Here is a 17,662-nt window from a genome sequence, read left to right on the forward strand (position 1 = left end):
AGTAATGAATTCAATAGTTCCACTGTTTTATTTATTGGCAGCCATTTGCTTTATATTGGCTTTAAAAGGACTGGCCAGTCCAGCTACTTCAAGAAGGGGGAACCTTCTAGGCATTCTAGGTATGATCCTGGCAGTGGGCTCCACCCTAATGATGCCTACTACCTATCATCATATTCTTTTAATCGCCTTAATAGCAGGCGGTGGAATAATAGGAACTATTATTGCTTTGAAGATCAACATGACGGCCATACCACAACTGGTTGCTGCTTTTCATTCTTTAGTAGGCATGGCAGCAGTTCTGGTAGCCTATTGTGCCTTTTTATCCCCCGCGTCCTTTCAAATCGGCACACCTGGTGCTATTGCTACCGCAAGTCTAATTGAAATGAGCCTGGGATTAATCATCGGAGCCATTACCTTTTCTGGTTCAGTCATTGCCTTTTTAAAATTGCAAGGACTCATATCAGGTATTCCAATTCGATTTTATGCTCAAAACTATGTCAACTTAATAATAGGACTCACAATCCTGGTGTTACTCATTTTATTTGTAGCCAATCAAAACCTGTTTCTCTTTAACCTGCTCGCGGGATTAGCTTTTCTCATTGGGGTTTTACTGATTATTCCTATTGGCGGAGCTGATATGCCCGTCGTTATTTCCATGCTAAACTCTTACTCAGGTTGGGCCGCAGCAGGAATAGGTTTCACTCTGAGTAATCATCTGTTAGTTATCACAGGCGCTCTGGTAGGCGCCAGCGGGGCAATTTTAAGCTATATCATGTGCGTTGGTATGAATCGCTCTATTTTTAATGTCATTTTTGGTGGAATAAACAGTTCTGGAAATACGAAACAAGCTCATTCTGCTAATGAGTTACGCAATGTCAGGCAAGCCAATGGCGAAGATGCTGCATTCCTATTAAGTAATGCCAAGGATGTCATCATTGTTCCTGGATATGGAATGGCAGTGGCACATGCTCAACATGCGGTGAAAGAGCTTGTTGATGCCTTGGAATCTCGTTCTATTCGTGTTCGTTTTGCAATACACCCTGTTGCCGGACGCATGCCTGGCCATATGAACGTATTACTTGCTGAAGCCAATATCCCCTATGACAGAGTCTTTGAGCAAAGTGAAATTAACAGAGATTTTGCTACCTGTGACGTTGCTTACGTGATTGGAGCTAACGATATCACCAACCCTGCAGCTAAAACTGATCCTGCCTCCCCCATTTATGGGATGCCTGTCCTGGAGGTTGAAAAAGCTAAAACGGTCTTATTCGTCAAACGCAGCTTATCTCCTGGTTATGCCGGTGTGGAAAACGATTTATTTTTTCACGACAATACCTACATGCTTTTCGGAGATGCCAAAGTAATGACTGAATCAATAGCTAAGGCTTTGGGAGAAATATAACCCTTTCAAAATAAAAACAATAATCTCTGACGGGGTGGGTACCCGGTTCAATCGACGCAAATGCCTTTTAATTTGCCAACGAAGCAAAATAAATGTATCTTAGCCAGTTAATTTTTCATAATGGAGATATATCTATGCTACGAAAAATCGGCTTTACGTTGTTATGCGCAGTGGCAACATTTAGTTCAAGCACTTATTCCAGCGTGACTCACACACTCCAAGCTGGAGTAACGCTGGAATATGAGTTTCCCCCTAATGAACCTCTAGTCTTTGTTAATTATTTGTATTGGGAAGTAGCGGCCGATTGTAAAATTACCAGTGAAGATCCATCCAATGAACTTTTTGCCGAGGCTCTCGCAAAAGCCGGTAAAATTAATGGTGTAACGCTCTCTAAAGGAAATACCATGAAAGTGACTGTCCATTCTGGCGATATTTTAAAATTAAGCGCAGAATCTGGGGCAAAAGTTCAAATCACCAATTTTGGACCACATACTCTCAAAGCAACTTGTACAGCATAAAGAATTGAGCTAATCGCACCCCAACACCAAACAGTAATGGGGTGTGAAAATTCAAATCCTGTTCATCAATGTTCTCGAGTAGCGCAGAATTTAATCTTCGGATAACGCTCCTCTGCCATTGTCAAATTCACTTTGGTAGGCGCCAGGTACATAAGCATATCTCCTCCGTCCAAAGCCAAATAATCATAAGCCTTGGTACGAAACTCGCTCATTGCTTTATCATCTTCAGAATAAACCCATCGAGCGCAAGTCACATTGACTGATTCATAAATACAATCGACTTTATATTCATGTTTCAGTCTATGCGCTACCACATCAAATTGTAATATCCCAACAGCTCCCAATATTAACTGATTGCTGTTTAATGGCCTAAAAACCTGGGTAGCACCCTCTTCAGATAATTCGATTAATCCTTTAAGCAAGGCTTTACTCTTTAATGGGTCCCTCAACCTGACAAGCCTAAACAATTCAGGAGCAAAATTAGGAATTCCAGTAAACTTTAATTGTTCACCTTGTGTAAAAGTATCACCAATACGAATAGTACCATGATTATGCAAACCAATAATATCACCAGCTAAAGCAAGTTCTGTGTGCGATCTATCGCCTGCCATAAAAGTTAAGGCATTGGAAATTTGCACTTCTTTTCCTATGCGTAAATGACTTAATTTCATTCCCTTCTTGTAAGCGCCAGAACATACACGCATAAAGGCAATTCGGTCTCTGTGTTTGGGATCCATATTGGCTTGAATTTTAAAAACAAAACCGGAAAATGTTTCTTCATTCGGAGAAACAACTCTCTCCTGAGTTGCTCGAGGTTGAGGTCCTGGCGCATACTCGACAAAATCGTCCAATAATTCTTTAATACCAAAATTATTAATTGCTGAACCAAAGTATACCGGGGTCATTTTTCCTGCAAGATAATCTTCCAAGTTAAACTCGTGGGACGCTCCTTTGACTAATTCAATTTCTTCTCTAAGTTCGTCTGCACTGTCTCCTATCAACTCATCTAATTGAGGATTATCCAATCCTTTAATCTGCATAGCTTCCACTTTTTTTGCATTACTTCCTTGCTGATATAAATAAATAATATCTTGATAGCGATGATAAATTCCCTTGAAGCGTTTACCCATTCCAACTGGCCAGGTAATTGGCGCACATTGAATGCCCAAAACAGACTCTACTTCATCAAGCAAATCAATAGGCTCTCGCCCTTCTCTGTCCAATTTATTGATAAAAGTCATGATAGGTGTATCACGTAAACGGCAAACTTCCATCAATTTTACCGTTCGCTCCTCCACTCCCTTGGCCACGTCAATTACCATTAAAGCAGAATCTACAGCTGTGAGAGTACGATACGTATCTTCAGAAAAATCTTCATGTCCTGGTGTATCTAGCAAATTGATGACGTGTTGATTATGTATAAACTGCATAACGGACGTGGTAATCGATATTCCTCTCTCTTTTTCCATTTCCATCCAATCGGAAGTGGCATGCCTGTCTGCTTTCCGGCCTTTAACCGTACCTGCGAGCTGAATAGCTCCTCCAAAAAGTAATAACTTTTCAGTCACAGTGGTCTTTCCTGCATCAGGGTGAGAAATAATGGCGAAGGTACGCCTTTTGTTAAAGTCTTGATAAAAATCAGACATTCTGCTCTCAAATTAAGTAATTAATTAAAATAATGCGCTTTAATCGTATAGTATACCATGGAACCTGCGGCCCCATAAACGTAGCGAATTAAAATCATTCCTGTATACTCAAAATTAGAACCTGTTTTCATGCGATCACCTGTGATCAAAACCTGATCTAATCTGTTCCCTGCTAAACTGGTTCTTTAAATTAAAGGATTTAATTTAAAAAAGGAGTTTGCTATGAGATTCAATCATTTTATTGCTCCACTGGTTTTACTCCCTGTTTGTGCATTAAGCCAACCCCAAAATGACAAAGGAGATGTCTTTTTATCAAAAATTCCAACCAGTAAAAATGCTTTTGTAAAATCTTATTCCAGCGAATCGGCAGAATTCAAGTTACTTGAATCTAATGCCAGAAGCATTGACTACCCTACTCAAATTATTCGTATTTCTGGTTCTCTCGAATCAGAACAGCTGGACTGCGATCAGGTACACGCAGAAATTCTTGAAAAAGTGGTGGCTCCTTTTGCTCCTGATAAATTTACTTACAATACTTATATTAGTTGTAGTTATAATCCGGATACCAATATGGCCACTGGCTTTCTCATCAATAGCTATATAGACCCACTAAGCGATGATGCCGTTGAATTATTTGAAACTTACCTGGCAAAAAATAATGGTTCCAATCTGTTAGGTACACCATTGACATTTGAGCCCGCTAAAGCGCTTATCGTTGCTTTAACTATCTCTGCAGGAATGAAAAAAAATCCTAATAAACCACCTTTCGTAGAATATAAGCAAGATCGAAGTAACTTCTACTTCAAAAGCAATTATGAAATGAGAAATAAATTGTTCACTGATATTTATCAAAATTTCTTTACCAATGATCCCAATAAAATTCTACCTTTCCTGGATAAGTGGATTTTCGTTAATGCCTCAAGCGTTTATGAAGCCATTTTAATGGACTCCAATTTTGTCGAACTGCAACCTGAACGAATTTTTCTTATGGAAAATGGTGAACAGATATTTGTATCTAATCTAAAATATTATTTCACTCATAATTGTAATAGGTACAGTAATCACCGCTGCTTACAACCGCAAGCTTGAAGCTCTTTTGACGAAGGAGGCATTTTGGGGATGAGCACATTTTATTGAATTATTACTTTTAGATACTTCCTTATGACAACAATCAGATAATATTTCAGACTGATCTTCAACCATAAGGAGGTATTCATGCCGGAAATTTATTATTCTCCAATCAAATTCAGAAAACTAAAGTATCATTAATTCTAATCCGGAAGATGAGCTTTCAAAATAACTCACTACCATGCCATCAGTGACCAACTCCAAACTGGACGGTCTCCATTGAGGATTTTTATCTTTATTAATCAATAAAGAGCGAACTCCTTCATAAAAATCACTGCCTTTCATAAAATGACTGGCGAGATCGAAATCCATTTTTAAACATTCTGCTAAAGATAAGCCCTTGGCTTTTTGGATTTGTGCAAGGGTTATCTTAAGGCTCAGAGGCGATTTTTGCAGCAAAGTATTATCCACCCCAAGAGCCCACACACCGTCTGTGCTCTGTAAAGACTCTCTTATTAGTTCAACACTAGGCTTGGAGAAACAGACATCGATTAAAGGTTTGATTTGACTTGCCTCGGTGGGCATGGCATCACTTGCAAAAGAAGAAATGCATTCATCGACACGATTGAAAGCATCTTCTGATAAATCTTCTCTCTTTAATGCCTCAATCATTGACTGCATTTGCTCTGCAAAGACAATCTGCTTCACTAACCCTGCCTTCCTGGCATCATGAGGACCCAATTTATTTCCAGTTAACCCCAAATAGACTCCTAAGAACCCTGGGCATCTGTTTAATAAATAGCTGGCACCAATATCAGGAAAAAAACCAATCCCTGTTTCTGGCATTGCAAATACAAAACGCTCACTGGCAACAGGGTGGCTTCCATGTAAGGAAATACCGACCCCTCCTCCCATAGTAATCCCATCCAGCAAAGAAATATAAGGTTTACCAAAATGATGAATAAAATGGTTTAACCTGTACTCATGCCAAAAGAACTGCATCTGCTCAGAGTCTTTACTACGGCCCGCATTATATAGCCAACGAATATCGCCACCTGCGCAAAAAGCATTACCCGGAACAGCTTGTACGACTACTGCTTTAATAGAATTATCTTCTTTCCAAATTGACAATTGCTTTTGCAGTGCCATGATCATGGTTAAAGTTAAAGCATTTAAAGCCTTGGGTCGATTTAAAGTAATGAATCCCAATTGACCTTCCTGAGAAAACAGCACCTCTTCAGTCATAATTAAACCCCTTTAAAATCTGCGGTTCGCTTGTCTAGAAACGCAGCTACTCCTTCCTTCTTATCTTCAGTGGCGCAAACTTTTGCAAAATGAATTGCTTCCAAATGAAGTGCCTCTGTGAGTGATAAATCATAACCATGATCTATCGATTCCATTACACTGGCAACTGCTAAAGGAGCCATGCTTAATATTCCGTTTAGAATATTTTTTCCTTGAGTCAACAAATCCTCTGGTGCTACAACTTCACTGACTAACCCCCAGTTTAAGGCAGTCTCCGCATTGATAAAGCGCCCCGTCAAACATAAATCCATCGCTCGCCCTTTGCCAATTAGCCTGGCCAATCGTTGTGTGCCACCATACCCGGGAATAACACCTAATTTTACCTCAGGCTGACCAAACATCGCCTTATTTGAAGCAATTCTAAGAGTTGCAGATATCGCTAACTCACATCCGCCACCGAAAGCAAAACCATTCACTGCGGCAAGTGAAGGTTTCCCCATCGTTTCCAAAAGTCGAAAAACCTCTTGTCCCTGGCAAGCAAATTCATAACCAGTTTGAGCGTTACATTCAGCCAGTCGATTAATGTCAGCCCCAGCGCAAAATGCTTTACCATTTCCTGTTAACAATAATGCTTTGACTTTGGGATTAGATTTCGCTTGAAAGAATAATTCATTTAATGCGCTCAAAACATCTGTGCTTAAAGCATTGAGCTTCTCTGGTCTATTCAAAGTTAAAGTTAAGATTCCTTTATTATCTATATCCTGTTCAATTAAATTCATCAATAATCCCCTATGATTAATCTATAAAATACTCTTCATCCAAACTTGCTTTCGCTATAATTTCACGCATGATTTCATTAGTCCCTTCAAGAATCTGATGAACTCTTAAATCTCTAAATATTCTTTCAATTTGATAATCTCTCAGGTAGCCATAACCTCCATGCAATTGCATGGCTTTATCACTAATACGAAATGCGACATCTGTAGCCAAGCGCTTGCCCATCGCACAATACATTGGCGCATTGGAGTCATCATTATCCATTGCTGCTGCAGCCCTATAAACCATCAGCCTTGCCGCTTCATAATCTGTTAACATATCCGCAAAATAAAAACGAAGAGCTTGCATCTGAGTTAAAGGTTTTCCAAACTGTTTGCGCTCATGCATATAAGATTGGCTCATTCGCAGGCAAGCAAGAGCCCCTCCCAATGAGCAGGAAGCAATATTCACTCTCCCTCCGTTTAAGGCATTCAGTGCAATTTTAAAACCCATACCTTCTTCACCAACACGATTGGCAATGGGCACACGACAATTTTCAAAATATAGCATACAAGTTGGCTGATTTCGCCAACCTAATTTTTTCTCCAGTTTGCCAAATGTCAGACCAGGAGTGTTTTTTTCAATTAACAAACAACTGATGCCATGATGAGATTCATCACCTGTACGTACCATACATAAATACACATCACTAACACTTCCACCCGATATGAATGCTTTCGCGCCATTAAGAACATAATATTCACCCTCTTTTACCGCACGAGTTTTTAAAGAGGCTGCATCAGATCCGGATTCTGGTTCTGTAAGACAATAACTGGCTATCACTTCCATACTGGTTAATTTTGGCCCCCATTTCTTGCGAATCTCTTGACTGCCATAGCGGTCGACCAATGAAGCGACCATATTATGGATGGAGAGATATGCACTTGTTGGAATACAGCCCGTAGCGAGTTGTTCAAATATGAGTGCGGCATCCAGACGAGAGAGCTGAGCACCTCCTATATCTTCGCGGACTACCATTCCCGCCATACCTAATTGTGCCGCTTCTCTTAAAATTTCGATTGGAAAGTAACCTTGTTCATCCCAGAAATCTGCCATTGGAGCCAGTTTGTTACGAGCAAACTCGGAGGCCATTTCTCGAAATGCCAAATGTTCATCAGTGAAATTAAAATGCATAGACCATCCTTAGATTTATTGATTTTAGTCATTGGATTTATTTATGACGCTTTCTTAAAAAATGATATTATTGCGAATTTTTAGCGCCCAGGAAAGATAATAAGAATAATTACATGGGAACTTTAGCGCAACCATCTTTTATAAATCCAAACGCATTAGCTGTTTTAAAAAAATATTTTGGATTTGATTCCTTCAGGCCTCCTCAGGAAAAAATAATTGAGGATGTCATTTCTGGGGAAGATGTGCTGGTATTAATGCCTACTGGAGGGGGAAAATCGCTTTGCTATCAAATTCCAGCCATTGTTCGCCGTGGTGTTGGCATTGTAGTATCTCCTTTAATCGCGTTAATGGAAGATCAAGTAACCGCTCTCAAACTACAGGGTATTCGTGCGGCTTACTACAACTCATCCTTAACCGCCGAAGAGGCTAGAAATGTATTAAATCAATTACATCATAATGAATTGGATTTACTCTATATTGCTCCAGAACGTCTTATTAGTAACTCGTTTCTGGATCGACTGTCAGAATGTACTATCTCTTTATTTGCTATCGATGAAGCACACTGTATTTCACAATGGGGACATGATTTTCGACCTGAATACGCTTGTTTAGGTTTACTGAAAACTAACTTTCCTGACATTCCTATGATTGCTCTGACAGCGACTGCAGATAAGCAAACACGTGAGGATATTGTTACCAAGTTGAATTATCAACCAAAAAAATACGTTGTTTCATTCAATCGACCGAATATCCATTACAAAGTAGTTCCTAAAACAAATGCAGTGAAGCAATTAAATCTGTTTTTACAATCTGATACCCAGCAATCCGGAATTATTTATTGTGGAACCCGCCATACAGTCGAACATCTTACAGCGAAATTACAAGAACTTGGATTTAAAGCACGCGCTTATCATGCAGGCCTGTCTCATACGGAGCGGCGTGAGGTGCAAAACCTTTTCAGATACGATCGCATTGATATTGTGGTAGCTACTATTGCTTTTGGAATGGGTATTGACAAACCTAATGTTCGCTTTGTTGTACACCATGATTTACCCAAAAGCATCGAAGGTTACTACCAGGAAACAGGTCGTGCAGGACGTGACGGATTACCGGCCAAGGCTCTTCTTCTTTATGATGCCGCGGATAGTGCCCGTTTGCGGTCCTGGATCATGAACATCTCTCTTGATGAGCAAAGACATATAGAAACCAATAAATTAAATCATATGCTTGCTTTTGCTGAAGCGTCACATTGTCGTCGTCAAATTTTATTACGCTATTTTGATGAACCTTCTCATACAGAATGTAAAAACTGTGATGTCTGCGATAACCCACCGCAAACAGCCGATGCAACAGAAGATGCGCAAAAATTTTTATCGTGCATTTATCGATTAAAACAAAGCTATGGTTTAACTCATACTATTGATGTCCTGAGAGGTAGTTTATCTGAAAAAATCAAGCAGTCTGGGCATGAGCATTTAAGTACCTTTGGAATTGGGAAAGAGAAATCTGCCAATTATTGGAAGCATCTTGCCTGGCAATTAATTCATAAAGATTATTGTTTACAGGACATGAATCATTTTAATGTGTTACGCTTGACCCCAAAAGCGATTCCCCTCCTAAAAGGTGAAGAAAGTATTTCATTAACCATTCCTAACAATGATCTGAATAGCAGTAAAAAGAAAGGCAAGCAGAGTCCTTCCTTTAAAACTGAAAGTAACCCATTATTTGAAAAACTTCGTGCGTTAAGACGTCAGTTGGCCGATGAAGAAAACAAACCACCATTTATGATATTCAGTGATGCTACATTGCATGAAATGGCCCAATTAAAACCCAAAAACAGTAAGCAACTACTGAATGTATCTGGAGTTGGGCAACATAAATTAGCTCGTTATGGCCATTATTTTCTCGAAGCCTTAAACGAATTTTCAGAAGTCGAGTGAGATACCTTTATGCGTAAATTACCAAGACCTTTTTACGAACGTGATACCATTCTGGTTGCAAAAGAACTTTTAGGCAAATATTTGGTTCATCATGATGGATTGGAAGAGAAGATTGGGCGCATTGTAGAAGTCGAAGCCTACCTTGGGCCACATGATTTGGCCTGCCATTCATCAAAAGGATTGACTAAAAGAACTAAAGTTATGTTTGGACCAGCAGGCTATGCGTATGTTTATCTAATTTATGGCCTGTATTATTGCATGAACGTAGTCACCGAAAAGGAGGGTATAGGTTCAGCAGTATTAATACGTGCCCTGGAACCTATCAAAAACATTCAAGACAGAACTCAAGGACCAGGGTTATTATCCAAAGCCATGCGCATTGACTCCAAACTGAATCATCGTGATTTATTAAGCAATGATTTTTATATTGCTGAGCCAAACAGTCCAACTGATTTTACCATTATAGAAAAACCCAGAATTGGGGTTCATTATGCTAAAGAATGGGCTAATGAGTTATTAAGATTTTATATTAAAGACAATCCTTATATTTCGAAAACCTGATTAGGCCTCGTGCATAAACTGTCTCTTTCATTTTATTGCCGCATTGCAAAGATTTCTGTGATGCTCAGGGTATGTGAAAAGCGTATTATCGTATTAATGAGCCCATTATTATTACATCCCTTTATTCAAGGATGTCCTATCAATCCCCGGATCCAGGCTTTGTGCCTAATCCGGGGTAATTTCTTGAAATAACTCTACTCTAACCCAATTGCCTTGGGCGGGCAGATATAGGCATTACCCAGATTAGTCACATTAGTTTGTTCTGAACCGCCGCTCATAAAACCACCGTGACGATCAAATGAACCACTCATGGAACCAGTTACACCGGCTCGGTTCGTCACCAATTGAATGTAATTTGCCCCTTTTTTGCTTGCTTTATTCTTCAGATCATTCATTGCTCCCTCTTCCAAATTGCGATTGGAAGTAAAGCCTCCGGTAAAGAAATTACCCTGATTGCCTACGACCTGGCCCACGTATTTGCAACCTTTAGGTGCCGGATTCGGGCTTGCAATCACACGTTCGGTCTGAGGATCTGCTGGAATAGCTGCGCATCCGGTAATCATCAAAGTAATAACAGACGCAGATAGTAGTTTTTTCATAATTACACCTTTTTGTTATCAACAAAACAATGAAATGTTAACAACTCCTGTTTGATTAAACATTACAACCCACTTTTAAATGCACTTGATAATACTTCACTTTATTATCATCAATGAAACCTCTTGTTTCTACTACTTCAAACCAATCCAATTTTCCATGCGTTTTAGCCACTTGCTTTATTGCATTATCAATTGCTTTTTCAATTCCTTCCTGCGAAGTCCCAATTAACTCCACAATTTGGTAAACTTTATCTGTCACTCTTCTTTCCCCCTCTATTAATTTGTTTCTCAGCTTTTGCTATTGCCTTGCGAATAGCCAATGCTTCTTCGGACTGCGCTGGCGCCAACTGGAGTAGCCGTTGCCAGTAATTAATCGCAGCTTCATAATCATGACTTAAGTAAGCATGCATCGCAAGCATGGCTAAAGCATCCGGTTGCCTGGGGTTATTTTTTAATAAGGTATGAAAAATTTCTAAAATATCAGGATTGAACTGTTGATTACTCAATTGCCATAAACTGTGGGCATAATTGACTGCAAATTGCTCGTCTTCAGGTTTAAGCTGGTGGGCTTTTGCAAAAGCGAGGGAAGCATTTTGGTTATCCTTTTGACTGCTGTATAATCTGCCTAACAAATACCAACCCTTGGCACTTTCAGGTTGCGCATCCAACTTGGCCTTCAGCTTGTCGATTAATTCCTGAGGGCTTTTAATCGATTTTAGCATCGATTGCGCTAGCTCCTGAGCCTCATTTCGATGTAGATATTCTTGCCACCGAGCAAAATCTCCCCAAAAATAGTACCCTGTAAAAACCATTATAAAAATAACGGGGGCGAGCAACAAACTTACCAAACGATTACGCCGCAAAGGATAGATAATAAGAGTGCTTGCAAAAACGGCTAAAACAACCAATAAAATAATTAACCACCATTCATTCATGAGAATTTCGCTTAAAACATGTCCGCCAAAAAATAATAAAGCCAATCAATAAAAACAGGAATGGGCCAAACCACAATAAAAGAGTTACGCTCTTAACAGGCGGTTTAAATAGTATAAAATCCCCATAACGTACGGTTAAATAATCCATTATTTCACTATCGCTTTTGCCCTCTTTCACTAATTCATAAACCTGAAAACGTAAATCCTTCGCTAATTGAGCATTTGAATCTGCCAAATCCTGATTTTGGCATACCAAACAACGCAAATCTTTTAAAAGATGGTTAAATTGTGCTTCTTTTCTTGCTGAGTCCAATGGATACATACTATTTGCAAACGCAACGGATACTAATAGCAGCAATAAAATCACCTTAAAACAGAAGTGGAATACTCTCATTATGATTTCTCCAAATTCCTCATTAAAGGTAAAATATCAGTTAACCAGGTTTTCTGATTCATTATCCCGACATGCCTGTAGCGGACTATTCCTTTCTTGTCAATGACAAAAGTTTCAGGCGCCCCATATACACCTAAGTCAATAGCGACTTTACCTTCTGAATCCTGGCCTATGAGTCGATAAGGATTCCCCCATTGTGCAAGCCATGCTCTCGCGTGCTCTGGATTGTCTTTATAATTTAAACCATAGATAGGTACGCCTTCTCTTGCGAGTTGCAACATAAATACTTGCTCTTCAACGCAAGCCTCACACCAACTTGCCCAGACATTAAGCAAAACGACCTGATTATGAAAGTTTATTGCACTAAAAGTAGAATCGGGATTTTGCAACTCTGGTAAGGCAAAGTCTGGTAATGGCTTTCCAATTCGAGCTGAAGGCAAATGATGGGGATCCAAAGATAAACCTCGCCAGAGGAAAAAACATAAAAGACAAAAAATAGCGACAGGAATAACACGCCATCCTATTTTTTTCATATCTTGATCTCCTGCTCTGACATTACCGTTACTTGCCTTTTTCTGTAATACCTTCTATCTGTTAATGCCAAAACGCCTCCGGCTAAAATCATAAATCCGCCAGCCCAAATCCAGCGGACTAACGGTTTATAATAAATACGTACCGACCAGACATCCTCAGACAGTGGCTCCCCCAAAGCAATGTAAATATCTCGGAAGGGAGTCACATCAATCGCAGACTCAGTCATTGGCATTTGTCCAATGGTATACACTCTTTTTTCAGGAAAAATTTGCCTGGATTTATTCTGATATTGTATTGAAAACTCAGCCCTTGTCCCTTTGTAATTTGGGCCATTCAACGGAGTCTGATTAATGAATCCAATCTGATAATCCAGCAGATTCACTTGCTTGCCAGGAGACATACGTACATCATCTTGTACGCCATAAGCTGAAGAAACAGCAATGCCAATCACTGTTGCTGCGACACCACAATGAGCCAAAACCATCCCCCAATAAGCCTGTCCAACTCCTGCCACCCCTCTATCCCTGACTTTGTGATACGCCGCATTAGCAGTACTCAACAAAACCCAGAATGCCAAAATTAATCCCAAAAGGGCTGTAAGGTGTATTTCAGTTGAGGTACAGAATAGTAAAATGACAGGCAATATCAGACTAAGCAAAAAAATACGATTTAGTTTTCTGAAGACATCCCTCCAACAATCATTCTGCCATTTCAAACGGACACCTAACCCCATTAGCAATAATAAAGGAATCATTAATGGAACAAATACTGCATTAAAATAGGGCGCTCCAACGGATAATTTGCCTAACCCTAACCCTTCCACCAGCAATGGATAAACCGTGCCCATTAATACCGTCAGCATAATAACCACTAAAAACACATTGTTTAACAACAACGCACTTTCTCGGGATAATAAGCCAGGATGTTTATTGACTTGCAAGGTTTGGGCTCTGAAAAGAAACAATGTTAAAGAACCCCCAATGACGAATAACAAAAATCCCAGAATATATAATCCCCGCTGAGGATCAACCGCAAAGGCATGAACTGAAGTTAAAACTCCAGAGCGAACAAGAAAAGTACCAATTAAACTTAAAGAAAAAGCAGCGATTGCAAGCAAAATGGTCCACGCTTTAAATTGCTGGCGCTGCTCTGTAACTGCCAAAGAATGCAATAGTGCCGTACCAACCAGCCAGGGCATAAAAGAAGCGTTTTCTACAGGATCCCAAAACCACCAACCACCCCAGCCTAATTCTCTATAAGCCCACCAACTGCCCAAAGTAATTCCCGCGGTTAAACAACACCAGGCAGCCAGAGTCCAGGGTCTGGTCCATTTAGACCAACTGGTTTCTACTTTCCCTGCCCACAAGGCAGCAATAGCAAAAGCAAAAGCGACACAAAACCCTACATATCCCATGTACAACATAGGAGGATGGAATAAAAAGCCAGGATCTTGCAGCAATGGATTCAGATCACGGCCCTGTGTATTCAATACTTGAAATTGGCGCAAGAAAGGATTGGAAGTCATTAACAAAAAAAGAATAAAACCAATGCTTAGCCAACCTAAAATAACTAATACCCGAGCGCGCATTTCCGTATCAAGGCTTGAGCTAAAAAAACAAACCAGGATCATCCAAAAACTAAGGATAGCGACCCATAACAGCATGGAACCTTCATGCCCACCCCACACAGCACAAAATTTATAAAACCATGGGAGCAATAAGCTGGAGTTATTCAGCACATAGATCACCGAAAAATCATCCATCAAAAAACAGGCCGTGAGACATAGGTAAGCACATGCCACAAATAAAAATTGCAGCACGACATAATTCCTGGAGGAATCAATCCAGTCTTTCCGATTGAATTGCAAACCAGCTAATGGGATCAAAGCTAACATCAAAGAAGCCACTAAAGCCAAAATCAAAAAAAACAGTCCTAATTCCGCTATCATTGTTTCACCTTATCAGCTAAAGCAGACTTTACTTGAGGTGGCATATAATTGGCATCGTGTTTTGCCAAAACTTGTATAGCATGAAAATGATGATTATCAGTTACTTCTCCTTCCGCAACTATTCCTTGCCCTTCTCGAAATAAATCGGGAAGTATCCCTGAATAGGTAACAACAATCGTGTTTTCAAAATCCGTAATTTTAAACTGGACATCCAAACCTTTTTTGGCACGTACTATGCTATTTGCTTCCACCATACCTCCAACTCGGATGTGGTGTTTTACTGGTGCTTCTCCCGCAACAATCTGAGTGGGGGTGTAAAATAAACTGATATTTTGTCTTAAGGCATATAGAACCAGGGCAGCCGCTGCAGATAAAATAGTCAGGGCAAACAGTAAGATAAATAATTTGCGTCGCCGTAAAGGGGTCATTTAACCTATCTCTTAAACCAACGTTGTAATTTTTTGCGGGTACGAGTTCTTTGCCACTTTATTCCTAAAATATTCATGCCCAAAACCACGCAAACCAAGCCATAAGCAGGCCAAACATAGAGAGAATAACCGCCCATTGCCAACCATTCAAAAAACTGATTCATCAGACTCTTCCTCAAATTGAACCTTAACCCATGATTGCTTTCTCTCCCTAAATAAGACTTCATTACGTGCTTTTTCCAAAATGATCCATAAGGAATACAAGAAAAAACCCAGCAAAGTGATTAACAAAGGATACAACATACTGAGAGCAATTTTGGGTTTAGCAAACACAGATAAAGTCGCACCTTGGTGTAAAGTATTCCACCAATAAACTGAATAATGAATTATTGGTAAATCAATTAAGCCCACCAAAGCTAAAATTGCTATTATTTTATCTGCATCTTCTTTATTTTTTACCGCTTGGTAGGTAGCCAGAATTGCCAGATAGAGTAACAAAAGTATTAACTCTGAGGTCAGGCGCGCATCCCATACCCACCAGGCACCCCACATGGGTTTACCCCAAATGCTCCCTGTAATTAAAGCAAGAAATGCCATGCAGGCACCTAATTGCGCGACTTTATGAATCAAAAGCCCTGCCATTTTGATACGCCACACCAACAATAAAATGGCCAGAAACCCCATCCAGGCATACAATGCCATTGATAAAAAAGCGCTGGGCACATGAACAAAAATAATTCGGTATGCATCCCCTTGCTGATAATCTGGTGGAGCAAATGCCAATCCCCAAACCATACCAATGGCTATGGTAGCTAAAGCACTGACTGCCAACCAGGGAATGAGGCGTCCCACGTAGTTATAAAAATTTTTTGGCGATGCCAACTGATACAATATCTTCCACATAGGAAACAATAAAATCAAAAAGAAGGATTCTACCACGCATCAAAACAATCACAAAACAATCACAAAACAATCACAAAATTTAGTTCCAAACTTAGGGTCTGTTGACATTTCGCTCGCTTGAGTCGAAAAGCCTTGATTTTCGAGCACCGTAGCGGAGCATACATAGAAGTATGTGAGTAACGGAGCACAGAAAATCAAGGCTTTTCGGCCAAGATAGTAGAAATGTCAACAGACCTTAGTCTATATGACTAATACGTATCACTGCAGCAATCGCATAGGGTAGAAAACCAACTGTCAATAGAGACATCGCCAATAATAAAGCCAGATAGCCGCTGACCGGCAAACCCTGCATCGCAACGCTCAAAGTACCACTACCAAATATCAGTAAAGGTAAAGTTAATGGCAATAGAATCAATGCCATCAAAGCCCCACGCTGATTTATCCCTATACCAAAAGCTGCTGCAAGCGCACATAAAAATAATATGGCTGGCGTCCCGCAAATAAGGCTCAATAACAATATATATGTCTCCCAAACATTGAATGAAAATAATATTGCAATCAAAGGAGATAATAATAATAACGGTGTCACAGATATCAACCAGTGTGCCATAACTTTGGCTGTCACAAGGAGATTTAATGGTTGCCCTGAAACTAGCCACTGTTCAAGAACCCCTTGTTCATAATCTTGTTGAAACAACCGTTCTAACGAAAGAAGCATGGATAACAAAATGGCCATCCACACTAATCCGGGAGCAAACATACGCATCAACATCAATTCTGGTCTTAGAGTAAGAGGAAAAATAAATAACAACATTAAAAAAAATAAACACGAATTAACTAAATATCTGATTTGCCGCACCTGGATTAATATTTCACGCCTGAACTGTTTTCCGAATAATTGAAATGGGGAATTCATAGATGATACTCCTCATAATCTGCCTTGTTTAAAGGCAAATCCTGATGAGAGGTCAATAATACAGCACCGCCTTTTGCCCTGTGCTCTTGGATTTTTGTGATAATTGTAAGCAATGATAACTCATCAAGAGCAACCAAAGGTTCATCAAGCAACCATAATTTTGCTTTTGACATCCATAATCTTAATAAAGCAACTTGCCTTTTTTGTCCCGAGGATAGTAATCCACATGGATAATCAATAAGGTGTTCTAAACTGAATAATCTGCATAATTCTGTAATGCCCAGTGCACCAGGAGAAAAATGTATGTCATATAAACAATTTTCTCTTAGCGTAAGATAGGGATTAATCCCTGATCTATGTCCCACAAAACATAATTGCTTTTGATAAGTGCATAGATCTTTTTTTATAGATTGCCTTTCGAAGAAAATTTCTCCCTTTTCAGGATTAAGCAAACCCGCGATTAATTTAAGTAAAGTCGTTTTTCCTGCTCCATTGGAACCTTTTAAATGCAATAAGCCTCCAGCAGGAAGATGAAAAGAAATTTGTTGCAACAACGGCTGGTCATGATAGTCAAAATCAAGTTCAATCACATCAAGCATAAAACACTTTATTTTTAGATACACTCGGCTAACTATAACAGGACATAAGAAAAATCCCCAATGCCTTCGTGAAAAG

The 17,662-nt window shown here is 39.6% G+C and carries 20 protein-coding genes; 5 read left to right on the forward strand and 15 right to left on the reverse strand.

The genetic code is table 11. The annotated features are described in order from the left end of the window. Positions 1-4: 4 nt before the first annotated feature. Together OQI99_RS07445 and OQI99_RS07450 are read left to right on the forward strand one after the other, a co-directional pair. Complete coding sequence (locus tag OQI99_RS07445; RefSeq protein ID WP_265731621.1) at positions 5-1,402, forward strand: NAD(P)(+) transhydrogenase (Re/Si-specific) subunit beta; 1,398 nt, start codon at positions 5-7, stop codon at positions 1,400-1,402. Positions 1,403-1,536: 134 nt separating this feature from the next. Beyond that, positions 1,537-1,920, forward strand: a complete 384-nt coding sequence (locus tag OQI99_RS07450; RefSeq protein WP_011213334.1) for a hypothetical protein — start codon at positions 1,537-1,539, stop codon at positions 1,918-1,920. Positions 1,921-1,985: 65 nt separating this feature from the next. Here OQI99_RS07450 and OQI99_RS07455 read toward each other — a convergent pair whose 3' ends face one another. Then, positions 1,986-3,566, reverse strand: a complete 1,581-nt coding sequence (locus OQI99_RS07455; protein ID WP_265731622.1) for a peptide chain release factor 3 — start codon at positions 3,564-3,566, stop codon at positions 1,986-1,988. Positions 3,567-3,788: 222 nt separating this feature from the next. On the opposite strand from OQI99_RS07455, the gene OQI99_RS07460 reads away from it, so the two are divergent. Then, on the forward strand, positions 3,789-4,655 hold the full coding sequence (locus tag OQI99_RS07460; RefSeq protein ID WP_061512919.1) for an Lpg0189 family type II secretion system effector: 867 nt from the start codon (positions 3,789-3,791) through the stop codon (positions 4,653-4,655). A 165-nt stretch (positions 4,656-4,820) separates the two neighbouring features. Here OQI99_RS07460 and OQI99_RS07465 read toward each other — a convergent pair whose 3' ends face one another. Genes OQI99_RS07465 through OQI99_RS07475 form a run of 3 tightly spaced genes read right to left on the reverse strand, consistent with a single transcriptional unit; the run spans position 4,821 to position 7,829 of the window. Then, positions 4,821-5,879, reverse strand: a complete 1,059-nt coding sequence (locus tag OQI99_RS07465; RefSeq protein ID WP_265731623.1) for an enoyl-CoA hydratase/isomerase family protein — start codon at positions 5,877-5,879, stop codon at positions 4,821-4,823. A 2-nt stretch (positions 5,880-5,881) separates the two neighbouring features. Next, positions 5,882-6,658: an enoyl-CoA hydratase/isomerase family protein gene (locus OQI99_RS07470; protein ID WP_265731624.1), complete on the reverse strand. Its 777-nt coding sequence runs from the start codon at positions 6,656-6,658 to the stop codon at positions 5,882-5,884. A 16-nt stretch (positions 6,659-6,674) separates the two neighbouring features. Next, entirely contained in the window at positions 6,675-7,829 is a 1,155-nt protein-coding gene (locus OQI99_RS07475) for an acyl-CoA dehydrogenase family protein (RefSeq protein WP_265731625.1), read from the reverse strand. A gap of 113 nt (positions 7,830-7,942) precedes the next feature. On the opposite strand from OQI99_RS07475, the gene recQ reads away from it, so the two are divergent. Further along, entirely contained in the window at positions 7,943-9,769 is a 1,827-nt protein-coding gene (gene recQ / locus OQI99_RS07480) for a DNA helicase RecQ (protein ID WP_265731626.1), read from the forward strand. 9 nt (positions 9,770-9,778) lie between these two features. After that, on the forward strand, positions 9,779-10,330 hold the full coding sequence (locus OQI99_RS07485; protein ID WP_265731627.1) for a DNA-3-methyladenine glycosylase: 552 nt from the start codon (positions 9,779-9,781) through the stop codon (positions 10,328-10,330). A gap of 194 nt (positions 10,331-10,524) precedes the next feature. Here the strand turns inward: OQI99_RS07485 and OQI99_RS07490 are convergent, their stop codons facing one another. From OQI99_RS07490 to ccmA, 11 genes are all read right to left on the reverse strand, one after another. Next, entirely contained in the window at positions 10,525-10,929 is a 405-nt protein-coding gene (locus OQI99_RS07490; protein WP_265731628.1) for a DUF4156 domain-containing protein, read from the reverse strand. A gap of 55 nt (positions 10,930-10,984) precedes the next feature. After that, the gene (locus OQI99_RS07495) at positions 10,985-11,188 is read right to left on the reverse strand and encodes a dodecin (RefSeq protein ID WP_011213332.1); all 204 of its coding nucleotides are present in this window, start codon (positions 11,186-11,188) and stop codon (positions 10,985-10,987) included. Then, positions 11,178-11,864 (reverse strand): tetratricopeptide repeat protein, encoded by a 687-nt coding sequence (locus tag OQI99_RS07500; RefSeq protein ID WP_011945973.1) that lies wholly within the window; start codon positions 11,862-11,864, stop codon positions 11,178-11,180. The genes OQI99_RS07495 and OQI99_RS07500 overlap by 11 nt, the downstream gene beginning before the upstream one ends. Then, a complete protein-coding gene (locus OQI99_RS07505; RefSeq protein ID WP_265731629.1) occupies positions 11,857-12,258 on the reverse strand; it encodes a cytochrome c-type biogenesis protein in 402 nt (133 codons plus the stop codon). The genes OQI99_RS07500 and OQI99_RS07505 overlap by 8 nt, the downstream gene beginning before the upstream one ends. Then, a complete protein-coding gene (locus tag OQI99_RS07510; RefSeq protein WP_027268084.1) occupies positions 12,258-12,791 on the reverse strand; it encodes a DsbE family thiol:disulfide interchange protein in 534 nt (177 codons plus the stop codon). Before OQI99_RS07510 ends, OQI99_RS07505 begins: the two co-directional genes overlap by 1 nt. Then, positions 12,788-14,740: a heme lyase CcmF/NrfE family subunit gene (locus OQI99_RS07515; RefSeq protein ID WP_061481528.1), complete on the reverse strand. Its 1,953-nt coding sequence runs from the start codon at positions 14,738-14,740 to the stop codon at positions 12,788-12,790. The genes OQI99_RS07510 and OQI99_RS07515 overlap by 4 nt, the downstream gene beginning before the upstream one ends. Next, positions 14,737-15,168 (reverse strand): cytochrome c maturation protein CcmE, encoded by a 432-nt coding sequence (ccmE, locus tag OQI99_RS07520; protein ID WP_061481530.1) that lies wholly within the window; start codon positions 15,166-15,168, stop codon positions 14,737-14,739. Before ccmE ends, OQI99_RS07515 begins: the two co-directional genes overlap by 4 nt. Before the next feature lie 5 nt (positions 15,169-15,173). Next, the gene (gene ccmD / locus OQI99_RS07525) at positions 15,174-15,332 is read right to left on the reverse strand and encodes a heme exporter protein CcmD (protein ID WP_011945969.1); all 159 of its coding nucleotides are present in this window, start codon (positions 15,330-15,332) and stop codon (positions 15,174-15,176) included. Then, positions 15,316-16,071, reverse strand: a complete 756-nt coding sequence (ccmC, locus tag OQI99_RS07530) for a heme ABC transporter permease CcmC (RefSeq protein ID WP_061481532.1) — start codon at positions 16,069-16,071, stop codon at positions 15,316-15,318. Before ccmC ends, ccmD begins: the two co-directional genes overlap by 17 nt. A 235-nt stretch (positions 16,072-16,306) precedes the next feature. Next, entirely contained in the window at positions 16,307-16,987 is a 681-nt protein-coding gene (ccmB, locus tag OQI99_RS07535; protein ID WP_061481534.1) for a heme exporter protein CcmB, read from the reverse strand. Further along, on the reverse strand, positions 16,984-17,586 hold the full coding sequence (gene ccmA / locus OQI99_RS07540; protein ID WP_061481536.1) for a heme ABC exporter ATP-binding protein CcmA: 603 nt from the start codon (positions 17,584-17,586) through the stop codon (positions 16,984-16,986). Before ccmA ends, ccmB begins: the two co-directional genes overlap by 4 nt. Positions 17,587-17,662: the final 76 nt, after the last annotated feature.

Source organism: Legionella sp. PATHC039, from assembly GCF_026191275.1.
Lineage (GTDB): Bacteria > Pseudomonadota > Gammaproteobacteria > Legionellales > Legionellaceae > Legionella > Legionella pneumophila.

Coding starts and splice junctions, on each gene's coding strand:
- OQI99_RS07445 (WP_265731621.1), top strand. CDS start 5: ATGAATTCAATAGTTCCACTGTTTTATTTATTGGCAGCCATTTGCTTT.
- OQI99_RS07450 (WP_011213334.1), top strand. CDS start 1,537: ATGCTACGAAAAATCGGCTTTACGTTGTTATGCGCAGTGGCAACATTT.
- OQI99_RS07455 (WP_265731622.1), bottom strand. CDS start 3,566: ATGTCTGATTTTTATCAAGACTTTAACAAAAGGCGTACCTTCGCCATT.
- OQI99_RS07460 (WP_061512919.1), top strand. CDS start 3,789: ATGAGATTCAATCATTTTATTGCTCCACTGGTTTTACTCCCTGTTTGT.
- OQI99_RS07465 (WP_265731623.1), bottom strand. CDS start 5,879: ATGACTGAAGAGGTGCTGTTTTCTCAGGAAGGTCAATTGGGATTCATT.
- OQI99_RS07470 (WP_265731624.1), bottom strand. CDS start 6,658: ATGAATTTAATTGAACAGGATATAGATAATAAAGGAATCTTAACTTTA.
- OQI99_RS07475 (WP_265731625.1), bottom strand. CDS start 7,829: ATGCATTTTAATTTCACTGATGAACATTTGGCATTTCGAGAAATGGCC.
- recQ (WP_265731626.1), top strand. CDS start 7,943: ATGGGAACTTTAGCGCAACCATCTTTTATAAATCCAAACGCATTAGCT.
- OQI99_RS07485 (WP_265731627.1), top strand. CDS start 9,779: ATGCGTAAATTACCAAGACCTTTTTACGAACGTGATACCATTCTGGTT.
- OQI99_RS07490 (WP_265731628.1), bottom strand. CDS start 10,929: ATGAAAAAACTACTATCTGCGTCTGTTATTACTTTGATGATTACCGGA.
- OQI99_RS07500 (WP_011945973.1), bottom strand. CDS start 11,864: ATGAATGAATGGTGGTTAATTATTTTATTGGTTGTTTTAGCCGTTTTT.
- OQI99_RS07505 (WP_265731629.1), bottom strand. CDS start 12,258: ATGAGAGTATTCCACTTCTGTTTTAAGGTGATTTTATTGCTGCTATTA.
- OQI99_RS07510 (WP_027268084.1), bottom strand. CDS start 12,791: ATGAAAAAAATAGGATGGCGTGTTATTCCTGTCGCTATTTTTTGTCTT.
- OQI99_RS07515 (WP_061481528.1), bottom strand. CDS start 14,740: ATGATAGCGGAATTAGGACTGTTTTTTTTGATTTTGGCTTTAGTGGCT.
- ccmE (WP_061481530.1), bottom strand. CDS start 15,168: ATGACCCCTTTACGGCGACGCAAATTATTTATCTTACTGTTTGCCCTG.
- ccmD (WP_011945969.1), bottom strand. CDS start 15,332: ATGAATCAGTTTTTTGAATGGTTGGCAATGGGCGGTTATTCTCTCTAT.
- ccmC (WP_061481532.1), bottom strand. CDS start 16,071: ATGTGGAAGATATTGTATCAGTTGGCATCGCCAAAAAATTTTTATAAC.
- ccmB (WP_061481534.1), bottom strand. CDS start 16,987: ATGAATTCCCCATTTCAATTATTCGGAAAACAGTTCAGGCGTGAAATA.
- ccmA (WP_061481536.1), bottom strand. CDS start 17,586: ATGCTTGATGTGATTGAACTTGATTTTGACTATCATGACCAGCCGTTG.